The organism is Bradyrhizobium sp. USDA 4011 (genome assembly GCF_054063415.1).
Genome location: NZ_JBSSGG010000001.1, coordinates 1,528,197 through 1,543,835, shown reverse-complemented (window position 1 = coordinate 1,543,835; position 15,639 = coordinate 1,528,197). Strand labels below are relative to the sequence as shown.

Here is a 15,639-nt window from a genome sequence, read left to right as displayed (position 1 = left end):
CACACTCCGGAGGAACCCGGCAGCCTCTGGAGTAGCCCGCCATGTCACCCCAGACCATGCCTTCCGACACCGAGATCGGTGCCAGGAGTGCCGCAGAAGCCAGTCTCCTTGAGAAGGCGGCACAAGAGGAGGATGCACGGCTCCGGAACGACATCCGGCTCTTGGGGCGCGTGCTGGGCGACACCGTGCGCGACCAGGAAGGAGCCGACGTATTCGACCTGGTCGAGCGCATCCGCCAGACCTCGGTCCGGTTCCATCGCGACGAGGACAAGCTGGCGCGGCGCGAGCTGGAAGGCATCCTCGACGGCATGTCGATTGCCGAGACGCTGCAGATCGTCCGCGCCTTCAGCTATTTCTCCCACCTCGCCAACATTGCCGAGGACCAGAACAACATCCGCCAGATGCGCAGCCGCGGCCCCGGCGGGGCGCCGCGGCCGAGCACGCTGGAGCAGACGCTGATCCATGCCCGCCAAGCTGGCATCAGTCCGGCCGACCTGCGCAGCTTCTTCAAAGGTGCGCTGGTCAGTCCTGTCCTGACCGCGCATCCGACCGAGGTGCGCCGCAAGAGCACGATGGACCGCGAGATGGAGATCGCCCACCTGCTCGACCGCCGCGAGCGGCTGCAGATGACGCCGGAGGAGAGCGAAGCCAGCGATGAACAGCTGCGCCGAGCGGTCGTGACGTTGTGGCAGACCAACCTGCTGCGCCGGACCAAGCTCACCGTGCTCGACGAGGTCGCCAACGGCCTGTCGTTCTACGATTACACCTTCCTGCAGGAAGTCCCGCGCGTGCACTGCGCGCTGGAGGACCGCCTGAACAACGAGGGCGGCGAGGCGGGCGAGCTCGCCTCGTTCCTGCGGATGGGAAGCTGGATCGGCGGCGACCGCGACGGCAATCCCTTCGTCACCGCCGAGGTGATGCGCGGCACGCTCCGGCTGCAGTCGAGCCGGGTGCTCAGCTTCTATCTCGAACAGCTGCATGCGCTCGGCGCCGAGCTGTCGCTTGCGGCACATCTCGCCGACATCTCGGACGAATTGCGGATCCTCGCCGAGCGTTCGCCGGACACCTCGCCGCATCGGAGCGGCGAGCCGTATCGTCTGGCGGTATCGGGTATCTATGCGCGGCTCGCAGCCACCGCCATGCGGCTCGAGGTCGAGACCACGCGGCCGCCGGTCGGCAAGGCCGAACCCTATGCGAGCGTGAATGAGTTCCAGGCCGATCTCGACGTGCTCAATCGCTCGCTGATCGCGAACAACTCCGGCGTGATCGCGCGCGGCCGGCTGCGGCAGTTGCGGCGGGCGGTGGATTGCTTCGGCTTCCATCTGGCGCGGCTCGACATTCGCCAGAACTCGGCGGTGCATGAGCGCACCATCGCCGAGCTGCTCGACACCGCAAATCCCGGCATGTCCTATCTGGCGCTCGGCGAGGATGCGCGCGTCAGCCTGCTGCTCGGCGAATTGCGCAACGCGCGGCCGCTGGCCTCGCCCTTCGTCAAATATTCCGAGGAGACCCAGAGCGAGCTCGCCGTGTTCCGCGCCGCGGCCGAGGCGCATGCCAAGTTCGGCCCGGAGGTGATCGCCCAGTGCATCATCTCGATGTGCAAGGGCATGTCCGACATGCTTGAGGTCGCGGTGCTGCTGAAGGAGGTCGGGCTGGTCAATCCGTCCGGTCGCAGCGCCATCAACATCGTGCCGCTGTTCGAGACCATCGAGGATCTGCAGGCCTCGAGCGGCATCATGGACCGCATGCTGGTGCTGCACGACTATCGCAAGCTGGTCGACAGCCTCGGCAGCGTGCAGGAGGTGATGCTCGGCTATTCCGACAGCAACAAGGATGGCGGCTTCGTCACCTCGGGCTGGGAGCTCTACAAGGCCGAGATCGGCCTCGTCGAGGTATTCGAGCGCCACGGCGTGCGGCTGCGCCTGTTCCACGGCCGCGGCGGCTCGGTCGGCCGCGGCGGCGGCCCGAGCTATGATGCGATCATCGCGCAGCCCGGCGGCGCGGTGAACGGCCAGATCCGCATCACCGAGCAGGGCGAGATCATCTCCTCGAAATATTCCAATGCCGAGGTCGGCCGCAACAATCTGGAGATCCTCGCTGCGGCAACTTTGGAAACCAGCCTGCTGCAGCCACGGCAAAGCGCGCCGCGCCGCGAATATCTCAAGGCGATGGAGGAAATTTCCGCGCTCGCGTTCAGGGCCTATCGTGGTCTCGTCTATGAGACCGAAGGCTTTGCCGACTATTTCTGGGGCTCGACCGTCATCAACGAGATCGCGACCTTGAACATCGGCAGCCGTCCGGCCTCGCGCAAGAAGACCCGCGAGATCGAGGACCTGCGCGCCATTCCCTGGGTGTTCTCCTGGGCGCAATGCCGGCTGATGCTGCCCGGCTGGTATGGCTTCGGCAGCGCCGTCGAGACCTGGATCTCAGAGCATCCCGAGCAAGGCATGCCGTTCCTGCAGGAGCTCTACAGGGAATGGCCGTTCTTCCGCACGCTGCTCTCCAACATGGACATGGTGCTGGCGAAGAGTTCGATCGCGATCGCCTCGCGCTATGCCGAGCTGGTGCCCGACGTCGCGCTGCGCGAGAAGATCTTCGGCCAGATCCGCCGCGAGTGGCACCTTGCGATCGAGACGCTGCTCGACATCATGGGCCACGACCGGCTGCTGCAGGGCAACCCGCTGCTGGAACGCGGCATCCGCAACCGCTTCCCCTACCTCGATCCGCTCAATCACGTGCAGGTGGAGCTATTGAAGGAGCACCGCGCGCAGAATCCCGACGAGCAGGTGCTGCGCGGGATTCAGATCACGATCAACGGGATCTCGGCGGGGTTGCGGAACAGCGGCTAGCCCCAGTGTCGTCCCGGCCCGCGCCGGGACGACGGCTATCTCAACAGTTGTGCGCGCCTCTGGTCTCGACATAGACCGCGTAGAGCGACTGGCTTGCGGTCATGAACAGGCGGTTGCGCTTCTTGCCGCCGAAGGTGAGGTTGGCGCAGGTCTCCGGCAACAGGATCTGGCCGATGCGCTGGCCGTCGGGTGCGAACACCTGCACGCCGTCATAGCCGGGTCCGACCCAGCCGGCTCCAACCCAGATGTTGCCGTCGATGTCGACACGCATGCCGTCCGGGAAGCCTGACTTTCCGTCCAGCGTCATGTCGATCAGCGTGCGCGGGTTGGACAACTTGTCGCCGTTGAGGTCGTACTGCCAGACGATGTTCTTGGCGTTCGTGATGCCGGTGTCGCAGACATAGACCTTCTTGTAGTCGTGGCTGAAGGCGATGCCGTTCGGCTTGAACGGTTCGTCGGCAACCTTGGTGATCTGCCCGGTCGCGGCGTCGATGCGGTAGACGGCCTCCTTCTGGTAGGGCTGGTTCGAGCCGGTGTTGGCGCGCTGGCCCTCGTAGATCGAGATCGCGCCATAGCCGGGATCGGTGAACCAGATCGACTTGTCGTTGGGATGCACGACCATGTCGTTCGGCCCATTGAGCTGCTTGCCGTTGGCCTGTTCCGCCAATGAGGTGACGGTTCCATCGTGCTCGTAGCGCACCAGCCGGGTGCGTTCGGCGGTGATCTGGCGGCCCTCGAAATCGAACGTCGAGCCGTTGGCCTCGTTCGACGGCTTGTGGAACTGCTCCGAGATATGGCCATCATCGTCGAGATAGCGCAGCTGTCGGTTGGTCGGGATATCGCTCCACACCAGGTACTGGCCCTGCGCATTCCAGGCCGGCCCTTCCGCCCAGAGGCAGCCGGTGTACAGCCGCTTGATCGCGGTGTTGCCGACCTTGGCCTTGAAGCGCTTGTCGTCGATGACAACGATATCCGGATCGGGATAACGCTGCGGCTCCGCATTGGGGCCGAAGTCGCGCGCGGCAGCATCGGATGCAGCCATCGCAGTTGCAGCAAGCGCAGTTGCCCGCGCAAAATGGTTCGGCGGTCGAACGCCTTCGCGCCGTCGCTCTCGCATTTCGCTGTGTTGCTTGGATTTATCACGAAAGTCCTCCCAGGCTTTTTGTTATCGGGAGAACGATCATGCGCCCGCAATTCGGGCACAATGCGGGCGTGCTGTGAAGAAACAACCAAAGAGTGTGTCGCCTCCGCCTCATGCGCGATTGCGCGCAGAGTTCGCGGAGGCGATTTTTCATAAAACTGTCAGATCGGATCCCAGGTGAAGACGTCGGCCGAGCGGTCGAGCTTGGCGAACGATCCCTTCAGCGCCGGCATGCCGTGTTCGGCAATGGTCTCGGGCGTCCAGCCTTCGCCGCGATGAACCGAGCGCACCGGACGATGCTGGCTGAACAGGAAAATCTCGTTCATGCGCACGCCGAAGATCTGCCCGGTGACGTCCTTGGCGGCGTCCGAGAGCAGATAGGCGCAGACCGGCGCGATCTTCTCCGGGCCCATCTGCTTGATCTTCTCGACGCGCGCCTTCTCGGCGTCGGTCTCGGTCGGGATGGTGCCGATCATGCGGGTCCAGGCGAACGGCGACACGCAGTTCGAGCGGACGTTGAAACGGCCCATGTCGAGGGCGATCGATTTCGACAGGCCAACGATGCCGAGCTTGGCAGCGGCGTAATTGGCCTGCCCGTAATTGCCGATCAGGCCGGAGGTCGAGGTGAAGTGCACGAACGAGCCTGACTCCTGCTCGCGGTAGATGCGCGCTGCGGCGTGGCTGACATAGAACGAGCCCATCAGATGCACCTTGATGACGGCCTCGAAGGCTTCCACGCTCATCTTGTGGAAGATCATGTCGCGCAGGATACCGGCATTGTTGACGACGCCGTCGAGCCGGCCGAAATGATCGGTCGCGGTCTTCACGATCTTGCTGGCGGGGATCGCTTCCGCCACCGATTCGAAATTGGCGACCGCGGTGCCGCCGCGCTTCTTGATCTCCTCGACCACTTCCTCGGCGGGCGCTGCGCTCGAGCCGCCACCGTCGGCGGCACCGCCGGGATCGTTGACCACGACCTTGGCGCCTTCCGCCGCGCAGAGCAGCGCAATCTCGCGGCCGATGCCGCGGCCCGCGCCGGTGACGATGATGACCTTATCTTGCAGTGATTTTGCCATGTGGGTTCTCCTGATCGGGTGATCTGCATGCTTCACCTCGCCCCGCTTGCGGGGAGAGGTCGGATCGCATCGCAGATGCGATCCGGGTGAGGGGGACTCTCCGCGAGTCCGAGTGTGTGGAAGCAGCCCTTCACCCCAACCCTCTTCCCCGTAAGAACGGGGAGAGGGAGAAGGCGAGCAGCTCGCTCATTTCTCGTTCGTAAAGATGATCGTGCCTGACGCGGCGAACATGCCGCCAACGCCGTGGCAGACCGAGATCTTCGCATTCGGCACCTGCGCCGGCGCGATGCCGCGCATCTGCCGCACGCTCTCCTGCAATGCGTACATGCCGTACATGCCGGAGTGCATGTAGCTCAGCCCGCCGCCATTGGTGTTGAGCGGCAGCTTGCCGCCGGGGCGGGTGTTGCCGTCGGCGATGAACTTGCCGGTTTCCTCATGCGGCATGAAGCCGAGGTCGCCGAGGCCGTAGAGCGGCAAATGCGCGAAGGCGTCGTAGATCATCAGATGATCGACGTCCTTGTGGGCGATGCCGGCCTCCTTGAAGGCCAGCGGGCCTGCCACCTTGAAGGCGCGCGATGAGTCAAAGGTCTTCATCTGGCTGACCATCGGCGTCTCCACGCTCTCGCCGGTGCCGAGGATGTAGACCGGCTTCTGCGGGAAATCCCTGGCGCGATCGGCCGAGGTGAGGATCAAGGCGCCGCCGCCGTCGGTGACGAGGCAGCATTGCAGCAGCCGGAACGGATAGGCGATCATCCGCGAGTTCAGCACGTCGGCGACCGTGATTGGATCCTTCATGGTCGCGCGCGGGTTCTTCGCGGCCCATTCGCGCTGCACGACCGCGACCATCGCGAGCTGCTCATGCGTGATGCCGTGCGTCTTCATGTAGCGCAGCACCGGAATCGGGAACATGCTCGGCGGCCCGTAGACGCCGAACGGTGATTCGAACTGGCCGTTGAGGCTGTCGGGTGCGGTGAAGCGCGGCTGCTTGCCGATCATCGACTTGCCGCTCTCGGCATGCGTGATCAGCACGGTCTTGCAAAGGCCGGCCTCGATGGCCGCAGCAGCGTGGCGGACATGCAGCATGAAGGAGCAGCCGCCGACCGAAGTGCCGTCGACCCAGGTCGGGGTGATGCCGAGATAGTGCGCGATCTGCTGCGGGGTTTCGACCGCGGTGGCGAAGCCGTCGATGTCGGACAGTTTCAGGCCGGCGTTCGCGATCGCGTTCAGCGCCGCGTCCGCGTGCAGCTGGATCTGCGACATGTTCGGGATGACCCCGAGTTCGGTGGTTTCGGCCGCACCGACCACGGCAACCTGGTTCCTGCGCATCACATTACCCCTTTGCCGGGCGGAACAGGGGAAGGGTGATCCTGTCGTCGAGTGCCTCGAAGGCGACCTCCAGCGGCATGTCGAGCTCGAGCGCTTCCGGCGTCTGCGGACAATCGATAATGTTGCTCATCATGCGCGGGCCCTCGTCAAGCTCGACGATGGCGATCGCATAGGGCGGCGTGAAGCCGGGGGCGGCGGGACGATGGTTGATGACGTAGCTGTACAGCTTGCCCCTGCCGGTGGCCTTGAAGACGGAGACCTTGCGCGAGGCGCAGGAGGGGCAGAACGGCCGCGGCGGAAAGTAGACATTGGCGCAGGCGTCACAGCGCTGCAGGCGCAGCTCGCCGGCCTTGGTGCCGTCCCAGAAATGCTGGGTCTCAGGCGTCGGTTTTGGTTTCGCGCGCGCGGGCTCGGCCATGTCGGATGTCTCCTCCCGAAATCGTTACAGTCTTGATGCGCCATTGGACCAACGGCCGTCAACGGTCCATCCTCGCCCCGCGCAGTGGCCTGTGTCCCGTGCATGCCGCATATTCCGCCCCTCGCACAATTGCTAAGGCCGCGATGCTTGTGTCGCTCCGGTCCGGCGCGTAGAAGGGCCGCGGTCCAAGATACGTCGAAGACCGGTCCACGAGACGTCCAAGATACCCGGGAGGAATAATATCATGCTGAGGATCATCGGCGCGGCACTCGCTGCCAGCCTCGCATTCGCCACGCAGGCGATCGTTACGCAGGCTGTGGCCGCCGACGCACCGTCGGAGATCAAGATCGGCACGCTCTACGCGTCCTCGGGGCGCTACGCCTCGATCTCGATGCCGGTCTACAGCTCGCTGAAATTGTGGGTCGAGCAGAAGAACGCCGAGGGTGGCGTCTTCGTGAAGGCGTTCGACAAGAAGATCCCGATCAAGCTCGTCTCCTATGACGACCAGAGCAACACCGCGACCGCCTCGACGCTTTATAATCAGCTCGTCACCCAGGATAAGGTTGATCTGCTGGTCGCCGATTCCGGATCGGTGCTGACCGCGCCCGCGGTCGCGATCGCGCGCGACCACAAGATGTTCCTGTTCGACCAGACCGGCACCGGCGCGAGCTTCTTCTCCAAGGACAATCCCTACATCGCGCTGATGGCCGATCCGGTGTCGACCGTCTGGCCGAAGCCGGTGGCGGATTTCATCAGCCATGACGGCCCTGGCCTCGGCATCAAGAAGATCGCCATCCTCTACGCGACCAACGAATTCACGGGCACCCAGGCCAACGCGTTCCGCAAGTTCGTCAAGGAGTCCGGCGCGCCGATCGAGATCGTCTACGACCAGGGCGTTCCGACCGAGACCACCAACTACAACGTCATCATCAACAACATCAGCAACACCAATCCCGACGCGGTGATCCATTTCGGCTACGCGCCGAACGACATCGCCTTCCTGCGCAACGTCCAGGACGTCGGCACCAAGTTCAAGATGCTGTTCGCGATCTATGCCGGTCTCGAGACCGAACTGCTGGAGAAGAACGTCGGCGCCAAGGGCCTCGAGCACGTCTGGACCTATGTGCCGCCGTCCGAGCTGGACTACCCCGTCAATTTCGGGATGAACATGAAGGATTTCCGCGCCGCCTGGCTGAAGAAGTACAACGACGGCAAGATGGAGTTCGGCTTCAACGCGGTGGCGGGCTACACCACCGCGCTGGTGATCGAGAAGACGCTGTCGGTTGCGACCAGCCTCGAGCAGATGGAGCTGCGTCGCGCGGTGTTCTCGCTCAGCGGCCAGCTCAAGACGCTGGACGGCACCTTCGCGCTGGATGAGACCGGCGGCCAGATCGGCGAATTGACGCCGCTCGGCCAGCTCACGGTCGACGAGCACGATCACATCAAGTTCGTCTCGATCTATCCGCACGAGACCGCGACCGGCAAGCCGATCTATCCGGCACCGTGATGCAGGTGAGTGCGGCAGGCGTAACCTTCGGCGGCGAGCGATAGCATGACCTATGCGCTCGTTGCCGGCGTGCTGTTCGGGCTGTATTTCAGCCTGGTCGGCATCGGTCTCAACCTCGTTTTCGGCGTCATGCGCATCGTCAACCTTGCGCATGGCGACATCCTGATGCTGGGCGCCTTCATCGCGCTCGGCGTGGTCGGCATCGCCGGCATCGACCCGCTGTTCGCGGTGCCGCTGGCCTTTGTGGTGTTCGTGCTGGCGGGCGTGCTGCTTTACTGGGTGCTGGTGCCACGCCTGCAGGGCTCGGCAAATCCTGAAATGCTGTCGATCATCCTGTTCTTCGGCCTGTCGCAGGTGATCGAAGCCGTCACCACGATCTTCGCCGGCACCAGCGAGCGCTCGATCCAGAGCCGGCTGCTTGGCACCGTGTTCACGACCATCAAGGTCAAGTGGTTCGGCGGCAAGGCCGGCGGCGCAGGGCCGATCCAGATCTTCGGTCAGGGATTTCCCGCGCCGTGGGTGATCGCGGCCTGCACCAGCCTCGTCGCGATCGCGCTGGTGTACCTCTATCTCTACCACACAAGGCTCGGCACCTTGACCCGTGCGGTGATGTCACGTCGCGACGAGGCCTTGGCGACCGGCATCGATGTTGACCGCGTCTCGGCTGCGGCATTCGGCATCGGGCTCGGCATCGCGGCGGTTGCCGGCGTGTTCGCGCCCTTCATGTTCGGCTCGGTGACGCCGGCCTTCGGCGCCGATGCGACGGTGACGTCGTTTGCGATCGTCGTGCTCGGCTCGCTCGGCAATCCCTTAGGCACTGCGCTCGGCGGCGTCGTCTATGGCCTCTGCTACATGCTGGTGCAAACCTATCTCAGTTCCTGGGCCGACCTCTTGCCCTATGTGTTGCTGATCGTGATCCTGTTGTTGCGCCCGAGCGGTCTACTCGGAAGGCGGGTGCGCGTTGCATAACGCCTCGAAACACCTGCTGTTCATCCTGGCGCCGCTGGTGGTGGTGTTCGCACTGCTGCCCGGCGTCTATCAAAACCATCTGCTGCTGTTCAACTTCGTGATCTTCCTGATCCTCGCGCAAGGCGTGAACATCATCTATGGCTTCACCGGCTATCTGCCGTTCGGCTATGTCGGCTTCTTCGGCGCCGGCGCCTATGGCTTTGCCATCATGGTGATGCATTTGCAGACGCCGGCGCCGCTGGCCGTGCTGGTCGGCGGCGCCGTCGCGGTTGCGCTTGGCCTGTTGCTGACGCCGCTGCTGCGGCTGTCGGGTGCGTACTTTGCGATCGCCAATCTCGCAGCTTCGCTCGCCGTGCTGCATTTCGTCGCCAACCCGGCGCTGGAGGGGATCACCAAGGGCCCGTACGGCGTGTCGCTCACGGGCACGTTCAACCCAAGCCATGCCTATTATGCGGCCGTTGTCGTGATGGCGCTGACGGTCGGCGCGGTGATCTATCTCAAGAACTCGTCGTTCGGCCTGGCGCTGCAGGCCGTGCGCGAGGATGCGGTGTCGGCCTCGATGGCCGGCGTCGACATCATCAAGATGCGGGTGATCGCCTGGCTCGCCTCGGCGCTGGTCGCCGGCCTCGCCGGCGGCATCTACGCCTGGTACGTCTCGGTGTTCTATCCGGACAACGTGTTCTCCGGCGAGTTCAGCATCTTCGCGATCGTGTTCGCGCTGTTCGGTGGCGTTGCCACCATCACCGGACCGATCGTCGGTGTGCTGATCCTGTACGGCATCTACAATCTGATCGGCTTCACGACGCCGCAATATTTCCAGCTGATCTATGGCCTCCTGATCATGGGATTGGTTTTGTTCCTGCCCGCAGGGCTGGTGTCGCTGGCAACGCGCAGGGGGTGGCATGTCCCCTGAGCAAAACTCCATCCTCAAGGTCTCGAAGCTGGTCAAACGCTTCGGCGGCTTCCACGCGCTCGATGGCCTGAGCTTCCATGTCGTGCCGGGCGAGATCCTCGGCCTTGTTGGTCCGAACGGTTCCGGCAAGACCACGGCGATCAACGTGATCTCCGGCCTCTACGCACCCGACGGCGGCGAGGTCGTGTTCGACGGCGCATCCTCCGGCGGCGTCGCCTCGCACAAGCTGGTTCACCGTGGCATCAATCGCACCTTCCAGGTGCCGAAGCCGTTCCTGTCGCTCACGGTGCGCGAGAACATCCAGGTGGCGCTGGCCTATGGCGGCGCGACCGGCACGCCGCCGTCGATCGCCGAACTGCTCGACGAATACCGGCTCAAGGAGGTCGCCGACCGCCCCGCCGCCGATCTCAACAGCGCGCAGCAGAAGATGCTCGATCTGACCCGCGCGCTCGCCACGCGGCCGCGGTTGTTGCTGCTCGACGAGCTCGCGGCCGGCCTCAATCCGGCGGAGCTCGACTGGATCGCCGGCCGCATCAAGGCCTTGGCCGCGACCGGCATGGCGATCATCGTGGTCGAGCATCTGATGGGCTTCATCGAGCAGATCACCGACCGCGTCATCGTGCTCAATGCGGGCAAGGAAATCTTCGAGGGCACGCTCGCGACCGCGGTGCGCGAGCCGCAGGTGATCGAGGTGTTCCTGGGAGGCGAGCATGCCCACTGATACAGCGCCGCTTCTGGACGCCAAGGGCGTCGATGCCGGCTACGGCACCATGCAGGTGTTGTGGGGCGTCGATCTCGACGTCCGCCCCGGCGAGACCGTGCTGCTGCTCGGGGCCAATGGCGCGGGCAAGACCACCTTCCTGAAGTCGCTGGTCGGCCTGATCGAAGCCCGCAGCGGCCACATCAAGCTCGGCGGCGAAGACATCACCAAGATGCGATCTTCGGATCGCATGAAGCGCGGCATGACTTACATGTCGGAGCTCGCGGTATTCCCCGATCTGTCGATCGAGGAGAACATCCGCGTCGGTGCGCAGGCGCTCGGCCATGCCAATCCGGGCGCGCGGGTCGACGAATTGTACGGCCTGTTTCCGGTGCTGCGCGACAAGCGCCGCGATCCGGCCTCCAGCCTGTCCGGCGGCCAGCGCAAGATGCTCGGCATCGCCAAGGCGCTGTCGGCCGAGCCGAAGCTGCTGGTCATGGACGAGCCTTCGGCCGGGCTGTCGCCGCTGTTCGTCAAGGAGGTGCTTCGCGCCTTGTCGAGCCTGCAGGGCCGCGGACTGGCGCTCTTGATCGCCGAGCAAAATATCGGTTTCCTTGAGATTGCCACCCGCGTATTCGTGCTGGAAGGCGGGCGCATCCGGTTCTCCGGCACGGTTGCCGAGATGAGCGGCAATGAAGAGCTGCACCGGGCCTATTTCGGGCTGAAGTGATGCCGGCGTACCGGTCTGGAAATCGGCGCCGGTTCGCGCGACAATCAGCTGCAAGATCTTTTGAATTGCCAGCCAGCAAGCCGTGAAGTGCAAGCCGTAAAGTGAAAGCCATGCCCAAAAATCCGACACTCGCCTCCCTTGCCGCCGATCTCGCCAGCGGCGCGACCTCTGCCCGCAAGCTCGTCGAGCAATGCATCGCCAGGATTGCCGATCCGGCAGGCGAGGGCCAGCGCACCTTCATCCACGTCGACCGCGACGCCGCGCTGGAGGCCGCCGACGCTATGGACCGGCTGCGCAAGGCCAACGCGGCGCCGTCGCCCTTTGCCGGCATTCCGGTCTCGATCAAGGACCTGTTCGACATCAAGGGGCAGGTGACGCGCGCAGGCTCCCGGGCGCTGGATGATTCCGCGCCGGCGGATGCCGATGCGCCTGCGGTGGCGCGGCTCAAGCGCGCCGGCTTCATCGTGATCGGTCGCACCAACATGACCGAGTTCGCCTATTCGGGCATCGGCATCAATCCGCATTACGGCACGCCGAAGAGCGCCTGGAACCGGAGCGTCGGCCATGTGCCCGGCGGCTCGTCCTCGGGCGCCGCGGTCTCGATCGCCGACGGCATGGCGTTCGGCGCGCTCGGCACCGACACCGGCGGCTCCTGCCGGATTCCAGCCGCCTTCAACGGCATCGTGGGCTACAAGCCGACGCAGCGCCGGATTCCGCTCGATGGCGGCGTGCCGCTGTCGTTCACGCTCGACAGCTACGGCCCGCTGGCCAATTCAGTGGCCTGCTGCGCCGCGCTCGACGCCGTGCTGGCCGACGAGCCGGTGACGCCGATCGCCCCGCGCCCGGTCAAGGGCATGCGGCTCGCGGTGCCGACCACCGTCGTGCTCGACGACCTCGACGATGCCGTCGCAAAGACCTTCGAGCGCGCGCTGGCGGCGCTGTCGCGCGCCGGCGCCTTGATCGAGCGGATCGAGGTGCCCGAACTGCTCGATGTCGGCATGATGAACACCAAGGGCGGCTTTTCCGCGGCCGAGAGCTATGCCTGGCACCGCTTCCTGCTGGCCAGCAAGGGCGACATCTACGATCCCCGCGTCGCGGTGCGGATCCAGCGCGGCGAGGGTTTTCTTGCCGCCGACTATATCGACATTATCAACGCGCGGCGGTCGTTCATCGCCCGGACCGAGGCGCGCATCGCGCCCTATGACGCAATGGTGCTGCCGACCACGGCGAACCTGCCGCCGACCATCGCCAGCCTTGCCGACGACAAGGCGTTCGCCACGGAGAATTTGCGCGCGCTGCGCAATCCCTCGCTGATCAACGTGCTCGACGGCTGCGCCCTCTCGCTGCCCGCGCATCGCGAGGGCGAGGCACCGGTCGGCCTGATGCTCGCCGCCGCGGGCGGTTCGGATCGCCGCATCTTCGAGCTTGCCGCCGGAATGGAGACTGTCATCCGTGTTTGATCTCACCTTCAATGTCGATGACAAGGGCGTCGCCACGCCGCTCACGCTCGAAATCAAGCAGGCCGTGATTGCCGGCTGGACCGGCCGCGATCCGGTGGCGCGCGACAAGCACATCGCCGAGCTCGAAGCGCTCGGCATTGCGCGGCCGGCGACGACGCCGATCTATTACCGCTGCTCGGCGTGCCGGCTGACCTTTGCCGACACGATCGAGGTCTGCGGCGAGGATTCGAGCGGCGAGGTCGAGTTCGTGCTGATCGGCTGGCAGGGCCGCACCTTCGTCGGCTGCGGCTCCGACCATACCGACCGCAAGGTCGAGAGCTACAGCGTCACGGTGTCGAAGCAGATGTGCGACAAGCCTGTCGCCTCCGAGTTGTGGGAACTCGAGGACGTCATCGATCATTGGGACCAGCTCATCCTGCGGTCCTGGGCCACAATCGGCGGCCAGCGCGTGCTCTACCAGGAAGGCACGCTCGATCACATGCTGCCGGTGAAGGACCTGATCGCCCGCGGCTTCGACCAGGGCGCGCTGCCCGACGGCTGCGCCATGTTCGGCGGCACCTTCGCGGCCAAGGGCGGCATCCGCCCCGCCAGCCGCTTCGAGTTCGAACTGGAAGATCCCGTGCTGAAGCGGAAGATCAGCCACGGATATGATGTGGTGACGCTGCCGGTCAGGGGCTGATTTCCTTCCGCGCGTGGCCCTGTCGAAAGCTCGTCGGCACTTCCTCCACGCGTCGTCCCTGCGAAAGCAGGGACCCATACGCCCCGGCTTTCGCAAAGGGCACGCGGCCAGACGGCCTTCTCACAACCAGCACCTGTGGTTATGGGTCCCTGCTTTCGCAGGGACGACGCCGTGATTGTGGCGGCGTTCTCGGCATATTTGGATCGGAAATCGGGTGGCGCCACCCGCGTTCAAGGGCCAGATTCCGCTGCATGACAGCAACAGCCAAAACCATCAGTCGCACAGCCACCAGCATTCCCGCCCGCGTTGATGCGCTGGACTGGGACCAGATCACCACCGACCTCGACGGGCAGGGCTGCGCCGTCCTTGGCGGCCTGCTGACGCCGCAGGAATGCGACGCCATCGCCACGCTCTATCCCGACGACAGCCGGTTCCGCAGCCGGGTCGTGATGGGCCGCCACGGCTTCGGCCGCGGCGAGTACAAGTACTTCTCCTATCCGCTGCCGGACCTGATCGCGGAGCTGCGGCCGGCGCTGTATGCGCGGCTGACCGCGACCGCCAATCGCTGGAACGAGACGATGGGGATCGAGATCAGCTATCCGCCGTCGCATGCGGCGTTCCTGAAGCGCTGCCATGATGCCGGGCAGACCCGGCCGACGCCGCTGCTGCTGCAATATGGCGAGGACGACTACAACTGCCTGCACCAGGATCTCTATGGCGAGCACGTGTTTCCGATCCAGGTCGCGATTCTGCTGTCGCAGCCGGGGCGCGATTTCACCGGCGGCGAGTTCGTGCTGACCGAGCAGCGGCCGCGGATGCAGTCGCGGCCTGAGGTGGTGCCGCTGACGAAGGGCGATGCGGTGGCCTTTGCCGTACACCATCGTCCGGTGCAGGGGACGCGCGGGCCTTATCGTGTCAATCTGCGCCATGGTGTCAGCCGGATCAGGTCCGGCCATCGCCACACCGTTGGCGTGATCTTCCACGACGCAAAGTGAGTGCGAGAGAGGCGTGGCGGCTGATCTGTTCGAGACGATTGGTGATACCCGGCCGCCGCGCGAGACGATCGCCGACGGCGCGGTGCTTTTGCGCGGCTTCGTCCGGCCGTTCGAGGCCGAACTGATCCCGGCGTTGCGCATCATCGTCAGGCAGGCGCCGTTCCGGCATCTGATCACGCCGGGCGGCCACCGCATGTCAGTCGCGATGACCAATTGCGGCAGCGTCGGCTGGGTCTCCGATCCCAGCGGCTATCGCTATGATCCGATCGATCCTGACTCGGGACAGCCCTGGCCTGAAATGCCGGAGGTGTTGCGCAGGCTCGCCGCCGGCGCCGCCGCCGAGGCCAGCTTCAACGGATTCGCGCCAGAGGCCTGCCTGATCAATCGCTATGTCCCCGGCGCAAAATTGTCTCTGCATCAGGACAAGGACGAGCTCGACTACGGCGCACCGATCGTTTCGATTTCGCTCGGGCTGCCGGCGATCTTCCTGTTCGGCGGCCTGAAGCGCAGCGATACGCCGCGCCGCTATCGGCTCGAACATGGCGATGTTGCGGTGTGGGGCGGGCCGTCACGGCTATTTTATCACGGCGTCGCGGCGCTCGCTGATGGTGAGCACAGCGTGCTCGGCCGCCAGCGCATCAATTTGACCTTCCGCAAGGTGCGCTAGCTATTGCGCGGCGGCAGGTGGCTGCACTATTTCGGAATAATGGAAATATACAATTGAGTTGCCCGACGCGTCAAGCGCTTTTCCGAGTACCGGCGGAACGCCTGCTGCTTTGCATGGGGTTGTTTTCGATATTTTTGGCAGCTCGTACCTTTGCCTCCTCGCTTCAATCCGGCTAAAGGCCTCCCGCAAATGGGAGAGCTGGTCTAGAC

Annotated in this window: 13 protein-coding genes and 1 pseudogene; 10 read left to right on the top strand and 4 right to left on the bottom strand. The window is 64.8% G+C overall.

Translation table 11 applies throughout. From position 1 onward, the window contains the following. Positions 1 to 41: 41 nt before the first annotated feature. Positions 42 to 2,849 (top strand): phosphoenolpyruvate carboxylase, encoded by a 2,808-nt coding sequence (gene ppc / locus ACVW1C_RS07210; protein ID WP_456757811.1) that lies wholly within the window; start codon positions 42 to 44, stop codon positions 2,847 to 2,849. A gap of 40 nt (positions 2,850 to 2,889) precedes the next feature. Here the strand turns inward: ppc and ACVW1C_RS07205 are convergent. From ACVW1C_RS07205 to ACVW1C_RS07190, 4 genes and pseudogenes are all read right to left on the bottom strand, one after another. Next, a pseudogene (locus ACVW1C_RS07205) lies at positions 2,890 to 3,992 on the bottom strand (SMP-30/gluconolactonase/LRE family protein). Between the two features lie 159 nt (positions 3,993 to 4,151). Then, on the bottom strand, positions 4,152 to 5,066 hold the full coding sequence (locus ACVW1C_RS07200; RefSeq protein ID WP_173641688.1) for an SDR family oxidoreductase: 915 nt from the start codon (positions 5,064 to 5,066) through the stop codon (positions 4,152 to 4,154). A 186-nt stretch (positions 5,067 to 5,252) separates the two neighbouring features. Continuing rightward, entirely contained in the window at positions 5,253 to 6,392 is a 1,140-nt protein-coding gene (locus ACVW1C_RS07195; RefSeq protein ID WP_456757810.1) for a thiolase C-terminal domain-containing protein, read from the bottom strand. Positions 6,393 to 6,396: 4 nt separating this feature from the next. Beyond that, positions 6,397 to 6,810: a Zn-ribbon domain-containing OB-fold protein gene (locus ACVW1C_RS07190; protein WP_456757809.1), complete on the bottom strand. Its 414-nt coding sequence runs from the start codon at positions 6,808 to 6,810 to the stop codon at positions 6,397 to 6,399. Positions 6,811 to 7,054: 244 nt separating this feature from the next. On the opposite strand from ACVW1C_RS07190, the gene ACVW1C_RS07185 reads away from it, so the two are divergent. The 9 genes from ACVW1C_RS07185 to alkB all read left to right on the top strand — a co-directional run bounded on the left by ACVW1C_RS07185 (position 7,055) and on the right by alkB (position 15,430). Beyond that, entirely contained in the window at positions 7,055 to 8,317 is a 1,263-nt protein-coding gene (locus ACVW1C_RS07185; protein ID WP_456757808.1) for an amino acid ABC transporter substrate-binding protein, read from the top strand. A gap of 45 nt (positions 8,318 to 8,362) precedes the next feature. Further along, positions 8,363 to 9,286: a branched-chain amino acid ABC transporter permease gene (locus tag ACVW1C_RS07180; protein ID WP_456757807.1), complete on the top strand. Its 924-nt coding sequence runs from the start codon at positions 8,363 to 8,365 to the stop codon at positions 9,284 to 9,286. After that, positions 9,279 to 10,199: a branched-chain amino acid ABC transporter permease gene (locus ACVW1C_RS07175; RefSeq protein WP_456757806.1), complete on the top strand. Its 921-nt coding sequence runs from the start codon at positions 9,279 to 9,281 to the stop codon at positions 10,197 to 10,199. Before ACVW1C_RS07180 ends, ACVW1C_RS07175 begins: the two co-directional genes overlap by 8 nt. Continuing rightward, the gene (locus tag ACVW1C_RS07170; protein WP_207836366.1) at positions 10,189 to 10,920 is read left to right on the top strand and encodes an ABC transporter ATP-binding protein; all 732 of its coding nucleotides are present in this window, start codon (positions 10,189 to 10,191) and stop codon (positions 10,918 to 10,920) included. The genes ACVW1C_RS07175 and ACVW1C_RS07170 overlap by 11 nt, the downstream gene beginning before the upstream one ends. Then, positions 10,910 to 11,629, top strand: coding sequence for an ABC transporter ATP-binding protein (locus tag ACVW1C_RS07165; RefSeq protein WP_456757805.1), 720 nt, complete (start codon positions 10,910 to 10,912; stop codon positions 11,627 to 11,629). The genes ACVW1C_RS07170 and ACVW1C_RS07165 overlap by 11 nt, the downstream gene beginning before the upstream one ends. A 110-nt stretch (positions 11,630 to 11,739) precedes the next feature. Beyond that, on the top strand, positions 11,740 to 13,089 hold the full coding sequence (locus tag ACVW1C_RS07160) for an amidase (RefSeq protein WP_456757804.1): 1,350 nt from the start codon (positions 11,740 to 11,742) through the stop codon (positions 13,087 to 13,089). After that, positions 13,082 to 13,768 (top strand): DUF2848 domain-containing protein, encoded by a 687-nt coding sequence (locus ACVW1C_RS07155; RefSeq protein WP_456757803.1) that lies wholly within the window; start codon positions 13,082 to 13,084, stop codon positions 13,766 to 13,768. The genes ACVW1C_RS07160 and ACVW1C_RS07155 overlap by 8 nt, the downstream gene beginning before the upstream one ends. Before the next feature lie 251 nt (positions 13,769 to 14,019). After that, entirely contained in the window at positions 14,020 to 14,763 is a 744-nt protein-coding gene (locus ACVW1C_RS07150; protein WP_456757802.1) for a 2OG-Fe(II) oxygenase, read from the top strand. 13 nt (positions 14,764 to 14,776) lie between these two features. Continuing rightward, the gene (gene alkB / locus ACVW1C_RS07145) at positions 14,777 to 15,430 is read left to right on the top strand and encodes a DNA oxidative demethylase AlkB (RefSeq protein ID WP_456757801.1); all 654 of its coding nucleotides are present in this window, start codon (positions 14,777 to 14,779) and stop codon (positions 15,428 to 15,430) included. The last annotated feature ends 209 nt before the right edge of the window (positions 15,431 to 15,639 follow it).

What these genes read in the sequence shown, in the direction of transcription:
- ppc (WP_456757811.1), top strand. Translation starts at nt 42, where the DNA reads ATGTCACCCCAGACCATGCCTTCCGACACCGAGATCGGTGCCAGGAGT.
- ACVW1C_RS07200 (WP_173641688.1), bottom strand. Translation starts at nt 5,066, where the DNA reads ATGGCAAAATCACTGCAAGATAAGGTCATCATCGTCACCGGCGCGGGC.
- ACVW1C_RS07195 (WP_456757810.1), bottom strand. Translation starts at nt 6,392, where the DNA reads ATGCGCAGGAACCAGGTTGCCGTGGTCGGTGCGGCCGAAACCACCGAA.
- ACVW1C_RS07190 (WP_456757809.1), bottom strand. Translation starts at nt 6,810, where the DNA reads ATGGCCGAGCCCGCGCGCGCGAAACCAAAACCGACGCCTGAGACCCAG.
- ACVW1C_RS07185 (WP_456757808.1), top strand. Translation starts at nt 7,055, where the DNA reads ATGCTGAGGATCATCGGCGCGGCACTCGCTGCCAGCCTCGCATTCGCC.
- ACVW1C_RS07180 (WP_456757807.1), top strand. Translation starts at nt 8,363, where the DNA reads ATGACCTATGCGCTCGTTGCCGGCGTGCTGTTCGGGCTGTATTTCAGC.
- ACVW1C_RS07170 (WP_207836366.1), top strand. Translation starts at nt 10,189, where the DNA reads ATGTCCCCTGAGCAAAACTCCATCCTCAAGGTCTCGAAGCTGGTCAAA.
- ACVW1C_RS07165 (WP_456757805.1), top strand. Translation starts at nt 10,910, where the DNA reads ATGCCCACTGATACAGCGCCGCTTCTGGACGCCAAGGGCGTCGATGCC.
- ACVW1C_RS07160 (WP_456757804.1), top strand. Translation starts at nt 11,740, where the DNA reads ATGCCCAAAAATCCGACACTCGCCTCCCTTGCCGCCGATCTCGCCAGC.
- ACVW1C_RS07150 (WP_456757802.1), top strand. Translation starts at nt 14,020, where the DNA reads ATGACAGCAACAGCCAAAACCATCAGTCGCACAGCCACCAGCATTCCC.